Origin of the sequence: Skermanella pratensis (genome assembly GCF_008843145.1) — a bacterium.
Lineage (GTDB): Bacteria > Pseudomonadota > Alphaproteobacteria > Azospirillales > Azospirillaceae > Skermanella > Skermanella pratensis.
On sequence record NZ_CP030265.1, the window covers coordinates 157501 to 172065 of the forward strand.

Annotated in this window: 13 protein-coding genes; 8 read left to right on the forward strand and 5 right to left on the reverse strand. The window is 66.5% G+C overall.

The genetic code is table 11. The features are described 5' to 3' along the window. Window positions 1-77 precede the first annotated feature (77 nt). Window positions 78-1139, forward strand: a complete 1062-nt coding sequence (locus tag DPR14_RS00655) for an acyltransferase family protein (RefSeq protein ID WP_192499202.1) — start codon at window positions 78-80, stop codon at window positions 1137-1139. A gap of 56 nt (window positions 1140-1195) precedes the next feature. Here DPR14_RS00655 and DPR14_RS00660 read toward each other — a convergent pair whose 3' ends face one another. From DPR14_RS00660 to DPR14_RS00670, 3 genes are all read right to left on the reverse strand, one after another. Further along, window positions 1196-1591 (reverse strand): c-type cytochrome, encoded by a 396-nt coding sequence (locus DPR14_RS00660; RefSeq protein ID WP_246148676.1) that lies wholly within the window; start codon window positions 1589-1591, stop codon window positions 1196-1198. A 174-nt stretch (window positions 1592-1765) separates the two neighbouring features. Then, window positions 1766-2755 (reverse strand): flagellin, encoded by a 990-nt coding sequence (locus DPR14_RS00665; RefSeq protein ID WP_158043443.1) that lies wholly within the window; start codon window positions 2753-2755, stop codon window positions 1766-1768. A 166-nt stretch (window positions 2756-2921) separates the two neighbouring features. Further along, window positions 2922-4187 (reverse strand): UbiH/UbiF/VisC/COQ6 family ubiquinone biosynthesis hydroxylase, encoded by a 1266-nt coding sequence (locus tag DPR14_RS00670; RefSeq protein ID WP_158043444.1) that lies wholly within the window; start codon window positions 4185-4187, stop codon window positions 2922-2924. Window positions 4188-4487: 300 nt separating this feature from the next. On the opposite strand from DPR14_RS00670, the gene DPR14_RS00675 reads away from it, so the two are divergent. The 5 genes from DPR14_RS00675 to DPR14_RS00695 all read left to right on the forward strand — a co-directional run bounded on the left by DPR14_RS00675 (window position 4488) and on the right by DPR14_RS00695 (window position 10163). Beyond that, entirely contained in the window at window positions 4488-4826 is a 339-nt protein-coding gene (locus DPR14_RS00675; protein ID WP_158043445.1) for a P-II family nitrogen regulator, read from the forward strand. Between the two features lie 165 nt (window positions 4827-4991). Beyond that, window positions 4992-6218: an aminotransferase class I/II-fold pyridoxal phosphate-dependent enzyme gene (locus tag DPR14_RS00680; protein ID WP_158043446.1), complete on the forward strand. Its 1227-nt coding sequence runs from the start codon at window positions 4992-4994 to the stop codon at window positions 6216-6218. A gap of 48 nt (window positions 6219-6266) precedes the next feature. After that, window positions 6267-8936 carry a DNA translocase FtsK gene (locus DPR14_RS00685; RefSeq protein ID WP_246148679.1) on the forward strand — a complete coding sequence of 890 codons (2670 nt, stop codon included), beginning with the start codon at window positions 6267-6269 and terminating at the stop codon, window positions 8934-8936. A 78-nt stretch (window positions 8937-9014) separates the two neighbouring features. Further along, the gene (locus tag DPR14_RS00690) at window positions 9015-9656 is read left to right on the forward strand and encodes a LolA family protein (RefSeq protein WP_158043447.1); all 642 of its coding nucleotides are present in this window, start codon (window positions 9015-9017) and stop codon (window positions 9654-9656) included. A gap of 231 nt (window positions 9657-9887) precedes the next feature. Continuing rightward, on the forward strand, window positions 9888-10163 hold the full coding sequence (locus DPR14_RS00695) for a hypothetical protein (protein WP_158043448.1): 276 nt from the start codon (window positions 9888-9890) through the stop codon (window positions 10161-10163). Between the two features lie 78 nt (window positions 10164-10241). Here the strand turns inward: DPR14_RS00695 and DPR14_RS00700 are convergent, their stop codons facing one another. Both DPR14_RS00700 and DPR14_RS00705 read right to left on the reverse strand, forming a co-directional pair. Continuing rightward, complete coding sequence (locus DPR14_RS00700) at window positions 10242-12116, reverse strand: ATP-binding response regulator (RefSeq protein ID WP_158043449.1); 1875 nt, start codon at window positions 12114-12116, stop codon at window positions 10242-10244. A gap of 117 nt (window positions 12117-12233) precedes the next feature. Continuing rightward, window positions 12234-12500: a SemiSWEET transporter gene (locus DPR14_RS00705; protein WP_158043450.1), complete on the reverse strand. Its 267-nt coding sequence runs from the start codon at window positions 12498-12500 to the stop codon at window positions 12234-12236. Window positions 12501-12659: 159 nt separating this feature from the next. Between DPR14_RS00705 and DPR14_RS00710 the strand changes: the two genes are divergently transcribed. Together DPR14_RS00710 and DPR14_RS00715 are read left to right on the forward strand one after the other, a co-directional pair. Further along, window positions 12660-13154: an MmcB family DNA repair protein gene (locus DPR14_RS00710; protein WP_158043451.1), complete on the forward strand. Its 495-nt coding sequence runs from the start codon at window positions 12660-12662 to the stop codon at window positions 13152-13154. 286 nt (window positions 13155-13440) lie between these two features. Next, the gene (locus DPR14_RS00715; protein ID WP_192499203.1) at window positions 13441-14373 is read left to right on the forward strand and encodes a glycosyltransferase family 9 protein; all 933 of its coding nucleotides are present in this window, start codon (window positions 13441-13443) and stop codon (window positions 14371-14373) included. Window positions 14374-14565 lie beyond the last annotated feature (192 nt).

Below are 14565 nucleotides of genomic sequence, written 5' to 3' on the forward strand. Positions count from 1 at the left end.
CCACCGTGCGAAGCGACATCGGACATGCCACAGTCAAAGCTCTTCCAGGGGGCTGTTTATCAGATTCGAGAATTCTCATGAGTGACGATAAGGTCGCGTGGGTCCAATGCGCCAAAGGCATGACCATTTGCCTGGTGGTGTATGGCCATGCCATGTTCGGCGTCGACGCAGCTGTCGGATTGAACCCGACTTACTTCTTCTACAACAATGAATTTTTCAGCCTCTTCAGGATGCCGTTGTTCTTCTTCGTTTCCGGCATCTTCGCGTTTCGCAGCATCGCGCGCCCCCTGGATCAGTTCGTCAACCGGACGGTCCTGCACTTCGTCTATGTGTATCTGGTCTGGTGCGTGATCCAATACACGTTCCGAATACTGACCGGAGGGGTAGGCAACCAGACCATCGATCCTTATGCGATCCTCCTGATCGCGTATAAGCCGATCAACGTGCTGTGGTTCGTCTATGTCCTGCTGGCCTTCTTCGTCATGACGCGACTTCTGCGTCCGGTTCCCTTCTTCATCGTCCTGTCTTTCGCCGGCGGCTTGGCAGTGGCGCATGTCAATAGCGGGATCTACGTGGTGGACCGCTTCACCAGCAACTACGTCTTCTTCCTGATGGGCTATTACGGCTCGCAGATGATCCTGGAGCGCGCCCGGCAGTTCAGGCTATCGCACGTGACGATCCTGATGCCCCTGTTCATCGCGGTGACGTTCGCCCTGATCTACGCCGACCTCCGTCATGTCCAGATCGTCCGGCTGGGGGTCGTGATGTTCGCCATTTTCGCCATGACGGCGCTGTGCGTCGTCTTGGCTGATCGGAAGCTGGACGGGCTGTTCCGCTACGCCGGCAGCTACTCCCTGCCGATCTTCGTGTCCCACACCATCGCCACCGCGGGATCCCGCGTCGTCTTGTCCAAGTTGGGCCTGGGAGGCAGCCCGGCGCTCTTGGTGATCGGCTCGACCTTGGGCGGCATCATTCTGCCGATCATCCTGACTGAAGTCTGCGACCGGATCAGGTTCCCGTGGCTGTTCCGCAAGCCCGGTTGGTTCTCCATAAACTTCCGCTCCGACGATCCCCCGGCGCGCACCGCGCCGCCCGGCCCGACCAACGGCAGGCTCGCAGACACTTCCGCCCGTTCCTGAGCATCGAGCCTGGCGGCAGGGCTTCGACCCGGCACGGCGGCCGGGTCGAGGCGTCGTCACTTGGCGGTTTCTGCCTTGAGGTAGGCGATCAGGTTGTTGAGATCGTCGTCCTTGCGGATACCGGCGAAGGCCATCTTGTTCCCCGGAATGAAGCCCTTCGGGTCCTTCAGGTAATTGGACAGGCTTTCCTCATCCCAGGTGATGTCGGCGTTCTGAATGGCCTCGGAGTATCTGAAACCCTCGACCGACCCGGCCTTGCGGCCGAACAGCCCGACCAGATGAGGACCGACGCGGTTGGTTTCCTGATCGACCACATGGCATGCGCGGCATTGGTTGAAGACCCTCTTGCCGGCGTCCGCATCCTGCGCCCGGGCGGGTCCGGCAGACATCATGGCCGTGGATACGGCGGCGATCATCAGGCAACCGGAACAGGCGGCGAGCAACTTCCTCATTACGACGTCTCCTCAGCAACAACGTGTCCAGAGTCAGCCGCTCCAGGCGGCTGGCATGGTTAGGGTGAACCCCGTGCCAACGTTTTGGGCACCCTTGTTGTTGCCGCGGAATTGGGGCGAATTTCCGGACCGTGCAACTGGAATATGCCGGCCGGACCGTATCTCGGAGGCGGCTCAGACCAGCAGGCTCAGGACCGCCCTGTTGCTGGCCTGGACGATCGCCAGACCCTGCCGCGCCATCTCCTGGCGGACCTTGAACGCCTGGAAGCGGGCGCTCTCCTTCGTCATGTCGGCGTCCTGTATGGCGCCCAGCCCGCCTTCCGAGGCGGCGGCGATATCGTTGTTGAAGCTGATGTAGTTCTCGACGCTTCGCAGGTCCTTGAACAGGCCGTTCATCACTCGGCTCAGCGAATCCTCGAGCTGGGACAGCCGGTACGGACTGCTGCCGCTGTCGTCGATCATGGCAGCGGCCCGGGCTGCGTCGGGAGTCGGAATGACCTGCTGTTCGGACGGATAGCCCTGGCCGTTCTGCACCAGGTTCTGCCCGGTGTCGAGGAAGACCTGCCGCCAAGCCTGGGCGATGTCCTCCTTGTTGCGGGCTCCCGCGGTGCCGTTCGGATCGGTGAATCCGGAAAGGGTAAGGCTTCCGCCGGTCGGGTCCCAGTCGCCGATGGCGGTCTGCCGGCCGTCCACATTGCTCACCACCTTGTGCGGCGCCGTATAGATGCTGTTGTAGAACTCCCCGTCCGACACCAACGACGTCCCGTCCTTCATCAGGCCGTTGTAGTGGTCCAGGATCTCCGCGGCGAACCGCTTGTAGCGGACTTCGTAGTTCTCCCGCTCGACGCCGACCAGCGACGTGTCGGCCAGCTTGACCAGCGTCTTTCGAACCTGCGCGGTCAGCGACGACATCACCGAAACGCCCTCGGTCGTGCGGTAGATCGAGTCCTTGGTGGCGTTGAGCCGCTCGTTCACCGCGTTGATCGCCTTGACGTTGGTGTCGATCCGGATGGACACGGCGAAGGCCGCGCCGTCGGTGTACGCGTCGACGATGCTCCTGCCGGTCGCCAGCCGCGCCTCGGCCGCCTTCGTATACTCCGATGCCATGCTGAGCGATCGCAGCGCCGTCATCTGGACGGCATTGGTATGGATCGAGAGCGACATGGCGAAGCCTCCGAGCTTCTCTGCTGACCGCCGGCCGGAAGAAATTTCCTACGGGCAGGATTCTCCTGAGGGCAATTCTTGCCCCAGGCAATTTTTGCCTCCCAAGCCTTAAGGGTTGGTAAATGAAGCCCGGCGCTGCGCGGTTGCCGCACTTGCGGCGAGAGCCCTACAGGGGTTCGCCGCGGATCATGCGGGGAAGCTCGCCGACCATCCCCATGGCGTGCCGCATGAAGAATTTCTTGAGCGGGGGCATCCGGTTCACCGCCGCCATGCCGATGTCGCGCGCCAGCTTCAGCGGCCCGAAATCGTTGGAGAAGAGGCGCGTCAGCAGGTCGGTCACGGTGATCAGCGTCAGGTTGTCGAACCGGCGCCAGCGCTGATAGCGCGCCAGCGGTTCCATCCCGCCGACATCGAGGCCGAGCCGGTGGGTGTCGACGATCACCTCGGCCAGCGCCGCCACGTCGCGCAGGCCCATGTTCAGACCCTGGCCCGCGATCGGGTGCATCGCGTGCGCCGCCTCGCCGGCCAGCGCCAGGCGCTGCGCGACGTAGCGTTCGGCGTGGAGCACCGACAGCGGCCAGGCCGACCGCTTGGTCACCACCCGGACAGGTCCCAGCCAAGTGCCGACCCGCCGCTGAATCTCGGCGGTGAAGGCCTCGTCCGACAGGCCCATGTAGGTCGGCACCAGGGACTTCCGCTCGCTCCAGACGATCGACGAGCGGTTGCCGGTCAACGGCAGGATCGCGAAGGGGCCGCCGGGCAGGAATTTCTCGACCGCGACGCCGCCGTGGGGCAGATCGTGGGCGATGTTGCAGATCATGGCGCTCTGGTCGTAGGCCCAGGTCGTCACGTTGATGCCGGCCGACCTGCGGCAGAGCGAATTCCTGCCGTCGGCGCCGATCACCAGCTTCGCCGTCACGGTCCGTCCGTCGGCCAGGACGACCTTCGCCGCGCGGGCGTCGCGCTCGATCCGGGTGACGGCTGCCGGGGCGATGTGACGCAGGCCAGGCAGTTCGGCCACGCGGGCGAACAGGGCCCGGCGGATGACGATGTTGTCCGCGATCCAGCCGAACGGGCCGATGCCGACGTCCTGGTGGTCGTAGTGGAGGAACAGGGGCGACTCCTGGTCCACCACCCGGATATCCAGGATCGGCTCGGCGTCGCCGGCCATGTGGCGCCAGACCCCGGCGCCGTCCAGCACCTGCTTGGAGCAGAAGGCGAGCGCGGTCGTCCGGCCGTCGAAGTCCGTCTCCATCTGGCTGGGCGGAGTATCGCGGTCCAGGCATACCACCGGCACGCCGGCAGTCGCCAGAGCCGCGGCCAGGGTCAGGCCGGCCAAGCCGCCGCCCACGATCACCACCTCCGTCGTCAGGTCGGCGGAGTCGGTGGTTTGTGCGGCCGCCACGGGCCGTACGGGATCTGATATGGTCATGTCCTTGAAAATCGTCCTGCCCGAACCGGATGTCCAGCGTGTCTTTATGGCGCAGCCGGCCCTTATTTGCTCAAAAAACGGGCGTACCTCGCCCATGATTCAAGCAGACACTCCGAAAGCCATAGGCAAAGGGCTGCCGCCGTGCGACTTTTGCGGCAGATCTTCATCCGGCATGCTTCTTGAAAACCCGGCAACCCAGTCGGGTCGCAGGCGAACCACCGGAAAGCTGCCCGGCGGGGAGTTGCGCGGGGGACCAGCGGACGGGCTTCGTTCGGCGATAAGTACAAGGGAAAACAGTTCATGAAACTCATAGTGGCGATCATCAAACCGTTCAAGCTGGACGAAGTGCGCGAGTCCCTGACGTCGCTGGGCATCCAGGGCCTGACGGTCAGCGAGGTCAAAGGGTTCGGCCGGCAGAAGGGGCAGACCGAGATCTATCGCGGCGCCGAATACTCGGTCAGCTTCCTGCCCAAGGTGAAGGTCGAAGTGGCTGTCACCGACGAACTGGCAGAGCAGGTGGTCGAAGCGATCCAGAAGGCGGCTAACACCGGCCGGATCGGCGACGGAAAGATCTTCGTCCTCGAGATCGCCCAGGCCGTACGCATCCGCACCGGCGAAACCAACGGAGAGGCGCTCTAAGCAGGGCGACCGTCCCGCCGGTGTTCCACGAGCGGGTCGGGGTGGGGTGGCCCGGCGGAATGGCAGTTCCGCCGGGCCTTCTTTATGCGAGGCCCCCGCTTGTACGCGCGGCATGCCGCCGCTACACTCGTTTACGTTTTGTACGAACCTCCGGGATCGACCGGCATGCTGACTTCTCCGCTCGTGAACGATCGGCTCGGCCGGTTGAGCGACTATCCCTTCACCCGGCTGGCTTCGCTGCTGGCCGGCGTCACGCCGCGCGTCAACGCGGAGCCCGTCGTCATGTCGGTCGGGGAGCCGCAGCACGCGCCGCCCGTCCTGATCGACGAGGTGTTGCGCACCCAGGCGCATCTCTGGGGCAAGTACCCTCCCGTCGCCGGCACGCCGGAATTCCGCTCGGCGGCCGTCCGCTGGCTCGACCGGCGCTACGGTCTTCCCGCCGGCATGGTGGAGCCGGACCGCATGGTGCTGCCGGTCGCCGGCACGCGGGAGGCGCTGTTCCTGGCGGCCCTGCTCGCCGTGCCCGAAGCGAAGGCCGGCCGGAGGCCGGCCGTGCTGCTGCCCAACCCGTTCTACGCGGCCTACGAGGGGGCGGCCGTCATGGCCGGGGCCGAAGCGGTGTTCCTCACCACGACCCGCGAGACCGGCTTCCTGCCCGATCTCGACGCCCTGCCGCCCGAACTGCTTGACCGCACCGCGCTGTTCTATCTCTGCACGCCGTCCAATCCCCAGGGTGCCGTCGCCGACCGGGCCTATCTGACGCGCGCCATCGGGCTGGCCCGCCGCCACGGGTTCGTCCTGGCGGTCGACGAATGCTACGCCGAGATCTACGACGCCACGGCGCCGACCGGCGTGCTGGAAGTGGCGGCGGCCCTTGAAGCGCGGGGGGAAGCGTCCGGCGGCGGCCTTGCCAACCTGCTGGTCTTCCACTCGCTGTCCAAGCGGTCGAACGCCGCGGGCCTGCGATCCGGCTTCGTGGCGGGCGATCCCGACCTGATAGCCCTGTTCTCCCGCCTGCGCAGCTACTCGATCGCCGGCACCCCGCTGCCGGCCCTCGCGGCGGCGGCCGCGCTGTGGGACGACGATGCCCACGTGGTCGAGAACCGGGCCCTCTACCGCGCGAAGTTCGACGCCGCCCAGGCCGCCCTGGACGGGCGATTCGGCTTCTACCGGCCGGCCGGCGGCTTCTTCCTGTGGCTCGACGTGGGCGACGGCGAGGCCGCCACCGCCACCCTGTGGCGGGAGGGGGCCATCAAGGTACTCCCCGGCGCCTATCTCACCCGTCCCGACGCCGACGGTGTCAACCGCGGCTCCTCCTTTATTCGTATAGCATTGGTCCATGATGCCGCCACGGTCGCGGAAGCCTGTACACGAATCGCCAAAATCCTCTAAACCTGACCCGGCAAGACCCGCGCAGCACCCAGGAAGAGCAAGGTCCCCATGGCGTCCCGTACCGCCGCATCAAGTTCCGCCGCCCAGTCCGGCGGCATTTCCGGTGGACGATCCACCGCCGGCCGCGGTTCCGCCGACAGGGCGGGCACCGGACGGACCGCCGCCGGGGCGTCCGGCGGCCGGGCTGCCGGCGGCCGCGCCGGCAAGGCGCCGCTGCTGCCTCCGGCGGTTCGGGACTTCATCCGGCAACGGGCGGTCGAGGGCGCCGGCCTGACCCTGACCTCGATCGGCCTGCTGCTCGTCCTGGTGCTGCTGACCTACGACCGGGGCGACCCTTCCTGGAACACCGCGGTCAACCCGGAAGCCAACCCGAAGATCGGCAACGTGCTCGGCCTGCCCGGCGCCTATGTTGCCGACCTTCTGATGCAGTGGCTGGGCGTGGCCTCGTACCTTCTGGGCGGCATCGTCATGGCCTGGGGCCTGCGGATCATGAGCCACCGGGGGCTGAGCCGGGTCGTGCTGCGCGTCCTGATGACGGTCGCCGGCGTGCTGACCGCCTCGATCTTCTTCGCCCAGGTCCCGGCCTTCCCCGGATGGCAGCTCACCCATGGCCATCTCGGCGGCACCGCCGGGGAAGTCCTGCTGACGGCGCTTTCCAGACTGACCGGCGGGCTGATTGAGGGGCTGGACCGGCCCCTGCTCGCGACGATCGGGGGCGGCGTCTCGGTCGTCTCGGTCATCGTCGCCCTCGGCCTCTCGCTGCGCGACTGGCGTGACGGCGCCCGCAGCGTGGGCTGGGCCGTCGGCGCCGCCGGCCGCGGCGCCCGGGAGGCCGGCGGCATGGCCGGGCAGGCGGCGCGCGACGCCTCCGGCCTGCTGCGCAACCACCCGCGCCTGGACGGCCGGGCGGGGTTGGCGGCGCTGTTCGGCTTCGGTCGCTCGCGGGAGGAGGACGAGGCGGATGCCGGCGCTCCCCCGCCCCGGCCCAGGCCCGCGCGCGGCGTCCGCAAGCCGCCGCGCCTGAACGACGTGGAAGCCGGCGATCCGGAAAGCGGCACCGATCCCGGGGAAGAGGATTCCGAGACCGCTCCTAAGCCGCCCAGGCCGGTTTCCGTGGTCAAGCCCCTGTCCGGGCCGAAGCCCGCGGCCGGGAAGGCGTCCGGCCAGCGCGAGCCGATGCTGGAGCTGTTGCCGGAAACCGACTACGAGCTGCCGCCCCTGGACCTGCTCCAGGAACCCGATCCCTCGGCCAAGCCCAGCGCGCTCGACGACGACGCCCTGCGGCAGAACGCGGTCTTGCTGGAAGGGGTGCTCGGCGATTTCGGTGTCCGCGGCGAGATCCAGAAGGTCCACCCCGGCCCGGTGGTCACCCTGTACGAGCTGGAGCCGGCACCCGGCACCAAGTCGTCCCGGGTCATCGGGCTGGCCGACGACATCGCGCGGTCGATGAGCGCCGTCTCGGTCCGGGTCGCCGTGGTCCCGGGCCGCAACGTGATCGGCATCGAGTTGCCCAACGCCCGGCGGGAGATGGTGCTGCTGCGCGAGCTGCTGGCGGCGGAAAGCTACGAACGGTCCGCCGCCAAGCTGGCCCTTGTGCTCGGAAAGGACATCGGCGGCCAGCCCGTGATCGCCGACCTCGCCCGCTTCCCGCACCTGCTGGTCGCCGGCACCACCGGGTCGGGCAAGTCGGTCGCGATCAACACCATGATCCTGTCGCTGCTGTACCGCCTGCCGCCGGACAAGTGCCGCTTCATCATGATCGACCCCAAGATGCTGGAGCTGTCGATCTACGAGGGCATCCCGCACCTGCTGACGCCGGTGGTGACCGACCCGAAGAAGGCGGTGGTGGCCTTGAAATGGACCGTGCGCGAGATGGAGAGCCGCTACCGCTCCATGTCCAAGCTCGGCGTCCGCAACATCGAGGGTTACAACGCCCGGCTTCGCGAGGCCAAGAAGAACAACGAGGTGCTGACCCGCCGGGTGCAGACCGGGTTCGACCCCGACACCGGCAAGCCGATCTTCGAGGACCAGCCGATCGACCTGACTGAACTGCCCTACATCGTGGTGGTGGTGGACGAGATGGCCGACCTGATGCTGGTGGCGGGCAAGGACATCGAGGCGGCGATACAGCGTCTGGCGCAGATGGCGCGCGCGGCCGGCATCCACCTGATCATGGCGACCCAGCGGCCCTCGGTCGACGTGATCACCGGCACGATCAAGGCCAACTTCCCGACCCGCATCAGCTTCCAGGTCACCAGCAAGATCGACAGCCGCACCATCCTGGGCGAACAGGGCGCCGAGCAGCTTCTCGGCCAGGGCGACATGCTCTACATGGCCGGCGGCGGCCGCATCACCCGCGTCCACGGCCCCTTCGTGCGCGACGACGAGGTCGAGCATGTGGTGAGCTTCCTGCGCAGCCAGGGCGAGCCCAACTACATGGAGTCGATCACCGAGGACGAGGAGGAACTCTCCGGCGGCGGCTTCGACGACGACGCGGGCGGGCGGCCCGGATCGGGCGACGAACTCTACGACAAGGCGGTGGCATTGGTGCTGCGCGAGCGCAAATGCTCCACCAGCTTCGTCCAGCGCCATCTCCAGATAGGCTACAACAAGGCCGCCCGGCTGGTCGAACGCATGGAGCAGGAGGGCGTCGTCAGCCAAGCCAACCATGTCGGCAAGCGCGAGGTGCTCGGCCGCTCCGACGAGGCGGAGGAATAGGGCGGGAACCGCGGGCGTTTGCGAAAAAGCCCCCTTGCCGCCCTTTTTCGGCCCCGGCGGATGAGCATATCTTGGAGCATGAAAGCCTTGCTACGCCCCCTCGTGCTTGCCGCCGGCCTCGCCCTCGCGCCGCTGGCAGCCCCTTCGATCCTCCACGCCGCGCCGGCAGCCGGCGTTACCCAGGCGCAGAAGGAAGACATCGCCCGGATCGAGCAGTATCTCGACGGCGTCAGGACGCTGAAGTCCGACTTCGTCCAGGCCGGAGGCGACGGTTCACTGGTCAGGGGCACCCTCTGGCTGTCGCGGCCCAACAAGATGCGGCTGGAATACGAACCGCCAATCCGGAACTTCATCGTGGCCGATGGGTGGTTCGTCTTCTATTGGGATGACGAGCTGAAGCAGCAGAGCAGCGCCCCGATCGGCTCCACCATGGCCGACATCATCCTGCGCGACAAGCTGCGCCTGAGCGGCGACATCACCGTCACCGACTTCGTGCGGGAGGCCAACGTCATCGAGGTCTCCGTGGTGCAAACCAGCGAATCGGGCGCCGGCACGCTGACGCTGGTGTTCGAGGACGCGCCGCTGCGGCTGCGCAAGTGGCGCATCGTCGATCCCCAGGGGTTGACCACCGAAGTGGCCTTGCTCAACCCCCAGGTGGGCGTCCAGTTCGACCGCGACCTGTTCATCTTCCGCGAACCGCCCTCGACCCGGCGGGATTGACGTCCGTTCGGGGCGCGACATCCATGTTTGCTTGACGCCGTCCGAATAACTGGACGCCCGGCATCCGGCCACCGGGCACCCGCGGCAGGGGACCTGCGATAAACCCTGCCGTTTCGCATACTTAAGTTTTAATCCTTTGGTGGCATGTCCGTTGCAGTGAAGCTTCTGCCAGCGGGGAACGAACCGGTACACGGCCAGTCCCCGAAAACGTCGGATAACAGGAGAGTCTTCATGGCAATGAGCGGAATTCCGGGCGGCGCGTCGGTCGGCGTCGAGCAGAGCGGCAAGGGCGGCGGCGAGGCCGTCGGCCATTCGGGAAGTGCTTCGGGCGCCTTCGGCGGGGCTGGAAGCGGCGGCGGCATGGCCATGGGCGGCATGGGCGGCGGTTTCGCGACCGGCGGCATGGGATCGGGCGGCGACGCGACCTCCGACTCCTCTGCGTACGGCGCGCTGGGCGGCGACGTCAGCGACAATACGTCGATCCAGAACCTGACGATCAATTCCTGATCGGCATTCTCCCGATGGGAAGCCGGGACTGCAGGAGGCCGACGTGCTCTCCTCGCGGTTCCGGCTCCCCGTCGGACCTCAATCGACTCCGTCGCGCAGCCTGTCCCGGCCCAGCAGGCTGGCCACCGCGGCACGCAGCGCAAGCGCCGAGACGGGCTTGTGCAGGAGCGGATAGCCGCTCAGCCGGGCTTCCTTCAGGCACCGCGGATCGGTGTCGCCGGTGATGATCAATCCGGGAAGATCCACGCCGAGCATCTTGGCGATCTGCCGGATCGCGACGATGCCGCTGGCCGGGCCGGACAGGCGGAAATCGGCGATCACCAGGTCGGGCGGATCGGCCTTGGCCGATATCCCCTCGATGGCTTCGTCATAGCCGGACGCCGCCGTCACCTCGCAGCCCCACTGGTCGAGAAGAAGTTCGAGCGCCTGCAGTACGATGACGTCGTCCTCGATCACCAGCACGCGGGGACGGTCCGCATCGTTCGGACGCGCCGGGGCATGGACCGGCTCGATCCGGACCTCCGCCTCCCGCTCCATCGGCACGGTGATGGCGAAGACCGATCCCTTGCCCTCCCGCGACCGCACGCTCAGGGAATGGTCGAGCAGGCGCGACAAGCGGTCCACGATGGAAAGACCGAGGCCGAACCCGGCCGACTCCGAGGTGCTCGGCGTGTTGCCGCGGTAGAATTCCTCGAAGATGATGTCGAGCTGGTCCGCCGGGATGCCCGGCCCCGTGTCCCAAACCTCGATCCGCAGCCGGTCGCCCTGGCGGCGGCAGCCCAGCAGGATGCGGCCGGACGAGGTGTAGCGAACGGCGTTGGACAGCAGGTTGCGGAGGATCCGCTCCAGCAGGTCCCGATCACTGCGGATCACCGCGGAGCAGGGGGCGACATGCAGGGTCAGCCCCTTCTGGCGGGCCGGTCCGGCGAACTCCAGCGCCATGCGCGTCAGCAGCCCGTTGACCGAATGGCCGACCGGTTCGACCCGCAGGGTTCCGGCATCGATCCGGGCGATGTCGAGATGGGCGTCCACCAGGTTCTTGATGGTCGCAAGCGCGGTGTTCATGGCGCGCAGGATGTCGCGGCTGGTCGGATCCTTCAGCCGGTTCTCCAGGGCGCCGACGAACAGCGAAAGTGCGGCGAGCGGCTGACGAAGGTCGTGGTTGGCCACGGCGAAAAAGCGGCTGCGGGCACGGTTGGCCCGCTCGGCTTCGATCCGCGCCTCCAGAAGGCTCTCCTCCAGCAGGCAATGGTCGGTGATGTCCTGGACGGCGACCATGCAGAGAGTGCGTCCGCCGAGCGTGAACCATTCCGACGTGACCAGCACGTCGATCACAGTACCGTCGGCCAGCAGATGGCGCCACTGCCCCGACTCGCCGGGATTGGACCGGTCGGCCAGCGCTTCCAACAGCCGGGGCGTGTCCTCCGGCGGGCGGATGTCGGAGATCCGCATGTCCATGAAACGCTCGCGCGAATAGCCGTAGCGTGACAAAGCGGCGTCGTTGACCGCGACGAAGGCAAGCGTTTCGGAATCGAAGATCCACAGCGGCAGCGGGTTGCGGGTAAACGCGAACGAACTCGTGACCTGGGCGAGCAGGCCGTGGAGCGAGCCCGGCGTCACGGAACCGCCGAGCGGCACCGGCGCCTGACCGATGGCGGACGGTACCGGATCGCACAGGCAGACCAGCCCTCCGTCGGCCATTGAGTGATGCCTGAAGGCGATTCCGCACGACTGGCGCGCCTCGCTCTCAAGGGGGGCGAACGGCATTTCGAGGGCGAGGAGCGCACCGGCATTGGCCAGCAGCGCGGCCGCGGAATTGTTCCATGACGATATCAGGCCGCGTCCATCCACGGCCACGATCCCGGGCTCGCCCATCGGATCGACGGACGGAGCATAGTCGTGGTTGGACCAGCGGTCGGAAATGTCGCAAGCGTTTCGGTTCTGGTCTGACATGGTCAACCTGTTGAAGACAGGAAGAGCCTATTCACTTCCGGCCGGAACGCAAAGCGGCGTAAACAGGAATTCACGGCATTTTCGCGGTACGCGCGCGCGTCGAACAAAGGGCCGGCATTAGCCATAACGGACTTTGAATGCCAAAATCGTCGCCGCAATGCATAAGGTGACGACATTCGCCAGTATTACCGGAAAAGCGCCGAGCATGAAGCCATAGATTACCCATAGGACGATGCCACCGCAAAAGCATATGAACATGGTCAATGAGATGTCTTTGGCCGATTTGCTGCGCCAGGTTTTTATTGCCTGGGGGAGAAACGCGATGGTGGTGAGCAGGCCGGCGATCATGCCGACAAGTTCCTGCGCTGCGTGTGGCGTATCCATCGGATGCGTGTCCGGCGAGAGGATGGGGGCGACTAGATGAAGAATCGGTGCATCGTAAGGCGACGGCTCTCGGGAAGCCAGCGGCGAATTGGCGCTTGGCCCGGCGGCACAAGTTGTTCATGATATGTGCTGTCCGGGTGCGTCCGGATGGTCGGATTGATGGCTGGGGCAATGGATTTCGAGGACCAAGCGGATTCGGAGCGGACCGGGCGGACCGGCATCGCGGACCTGTTGTCGCGGGGCGTGCGCCGGGCTCTGGCCGAACGCGGCTTCGCCAGCCTGACCGAGTTCCGTCTGGCATCGGGCCGCCGCGCCGACGTCATGGCGGTCAACGAGGCCGGCGACGTGGTCATCGTGGAGATCAAGAGTTCGGTGGCGGATTTCAGGACCGACCAGAAATGGCCCGAGTATCAGGCCTTCTGCGACAGCTTCTTCCTCGCGGTCGGAGCCGATTTCCCGGCCGACCTCATACCGCCGGAATGCGGGCTGATGGTCGCCGACGGCTTCGGCGCCGTGATCCTCCGCGATGCGCCCCTGGTCAAGCTCAATGCCGCGCGCCGTCGCGCCGTCGTCCTGCGCGTGGCGCTGGCCGCCAGCGGCCGTCTCCACCGTCTGGAAGATCCGATGCTGACCATGGCGGTGACAGCGGGCTGATCACCTTTCGTGACAGCGGGCTGATCACTTCCAGTGACAGCGGGCTGATCACTTCCAGTGACAGCGGGCTGATCACTTCCAGTGACAGCGGGCTGATCACTTCCAGTGACAGCGGGCTGATCACTTCCAGTGACAGCGGGCTGATCACTTCCAGTGACAGCGGGCTGATCACTTCCAGTGACAGCGGGCTGATCACCTATGCCAATTTGAAGCCTGGAGCCGTCTCCGGGGGCTCGCTATGGTGCGCGGCCGGTTCCCCGATCCCGCCCCCCAGGCACAGGTTGCAATGGCCGACGACATCCTGATCATCAAGCTCGGCGCACTGGGCGACCTTTTCCAGGCCGAGGGCGCGCTGCACGACATCCGCCTCAACCATCCGGGCGCGCGCATCACCCTGCTGACCGGGCCGGCCTACCGGGCACTGATGGAACGATGCCCCTGGGTCGACCGGGTGGAGTTGGACCCGCGCGCGCCGCGCTGGCGCCTGGACCGCATGCTTGACCTGCGCCGGCGCCTGAGGTCGGTGCCGTTCGACATGGTCTACGACCTCCAGAACGTGTCCCGGACCGCCTTCTACCGTCGTTGGTTCCTGCCGAACACCCCCTGGTCGGGAACGGCGCCGGGCTGCAGCCATCCGCACCGGGCGGTCGATCCCAAGCGGATTCCCAGCCTGCAGCGGCTGGCCGGACAGCTGGCGGATGCCGGCGTTCCGGTCCGCCACGCTTTCGCCCCCGATCTCGGCTGGGTCGCCGACGACGTATCGGGCATCCTTGCGGACGCCGGTGTCCGGGAACCTTACGTCGTGCTGCTGCCGGGCTCCTCGGCGCGGCTGCCCCACAAGCGCTGGCCCGGGTACGCCGCCCTCGCGGAACGCCTGACCGGTGCCGGCATGACGGTGGTGACCGTGCCGGGACCCGATGAGTTGGATCTCTGCCGGTCGATACCGGGCATCATGCTGACCGCCGGGAAGTGGCTGAACTTCTTCCAGCTGGCGGGCGTTCTGGCCGGTGCGCGGCTGGTGATCGGAAACGACAGCGGCCCCACCCATCTGGCTGCGCATCTCGGGCGCCCGACCGTCGCGCTGTTCGGCAGCCATATGGCGGCTCGCCTGACCGGCATCGACCGCCCCTGGGTGACATGCGTCGAAGTTCCGGATCTCGCGGCACTGCCCGTCGGACAGGTCGAAGATGTCGTGAACAGCCGCCTTGAACAGCGCTGACGGCGTTCTGCCACCTGACTCCCCGCGTTTCGATGGCCGCATGCGAGAAATCGGATAGTTTTAATCCATTGCGTGCTATTGTCTTAAGGCGAACGGATTAATACATTAGTTTCGAGTGCCGGCTTTTCGAACGAGCTATCAGGGAGGAGCGGTTTGGAGAAGGCGTGCCTGTTCGGCCTGAACGCTGCGGGC

Bases quoted from the DNA above. Each gene is read 5' to 3' on its own strand.
- DPR14_RS00670 (WP_158043444.1), bottom strand. From the start codon at position 4,187: ATGACCATATCAGATCCCGTACGGCCCGTGGCGGCCGCACAAACCACC.
- DPR14_RS00700 (WP_158043449.1), bottom strand. From the start codon at position 12,116: ATGTCAGACCAGAACCGAAACGCTTGCGACATTTCCGACCGCTGGTCC.
- DPR14_RS00715 (WP_192499203.1), top strand. From the start codon at position 13,441: ATGGCCGACGACATCCTGATCATCAAGCTCGGCGCACTGGGCGACCTT.
- DPR14_RS00705 (WP_158043450.1), bottom strand. From the start codon at position 12,500: ATGGATACGCCACACGCAGCGCAGGAACTTGTCGGCATGATCGCCGGC.
- DPR14_RS00685 (WP_246148679.1), top strand. From the start codon at position 6,267: ATGGCGTCCCGTACCGCCGCATCAAGTTCCGCCGCCCAGTCCGGCGGC.
- DPR14_RS00710 (WP_158043451.1), top strand. From the start codon at position 12,660: ATGGCTGGGGCAATGGATTTCGAGGACCAAGCGGATTCGGAGCGGACC.
- DPR14_RS00665 (WP_158043443.1), bottom strand. From the start codon at position 2,755: ATGTCGCTCTCGATCCATACCAATGCCGTCCAGATGACGGCGCTGCGA.
- DPR14_RS00660 (WP_246148676.1), bottom strand. From the start codon at position 1,591: ATGAGGAAGTTGCTCGCCGCCTGTTCCGGTTGCCTGATGATCGCCGCC.
- DPR14_RS00655 (WP_192499202.1), top strand. From the start codon at position 78: ATGAGTGACGATAAGGTCGCGTGGGTCCAATGCGCCAAAGGCATGACC.
- DPR14_RS00690 (WP_158043447.1), top strand. From the start codon at position 9,015: ATGAAAGCCTTGCTACGCCCCCTCGTGCTTGCCGCCGGCCTCGCCCTC.
- DPR14_RS00680 (WP_158043446.1), top strand. From the start codon at position 4,992: ATGCTGACTTCTCCGCTCGTGAACGATCGGCTCGGCCGGTTGAGCGAC.
- DPR14_RS00695 (WP_158043448.1), top strand. From the start codon at position 9,888: ATGGCAATGAGCGGAATTCCGGGCGGCGCGTCGGTCGGCGTCGAGCAG.
- DPR14_RS00675 (WP_158043445.1), top strand. From the start codon at position 4,488: ATGAAACTCATAGTGGCGATCATCAAACCGTTCAAGCTGGACGAAGTG.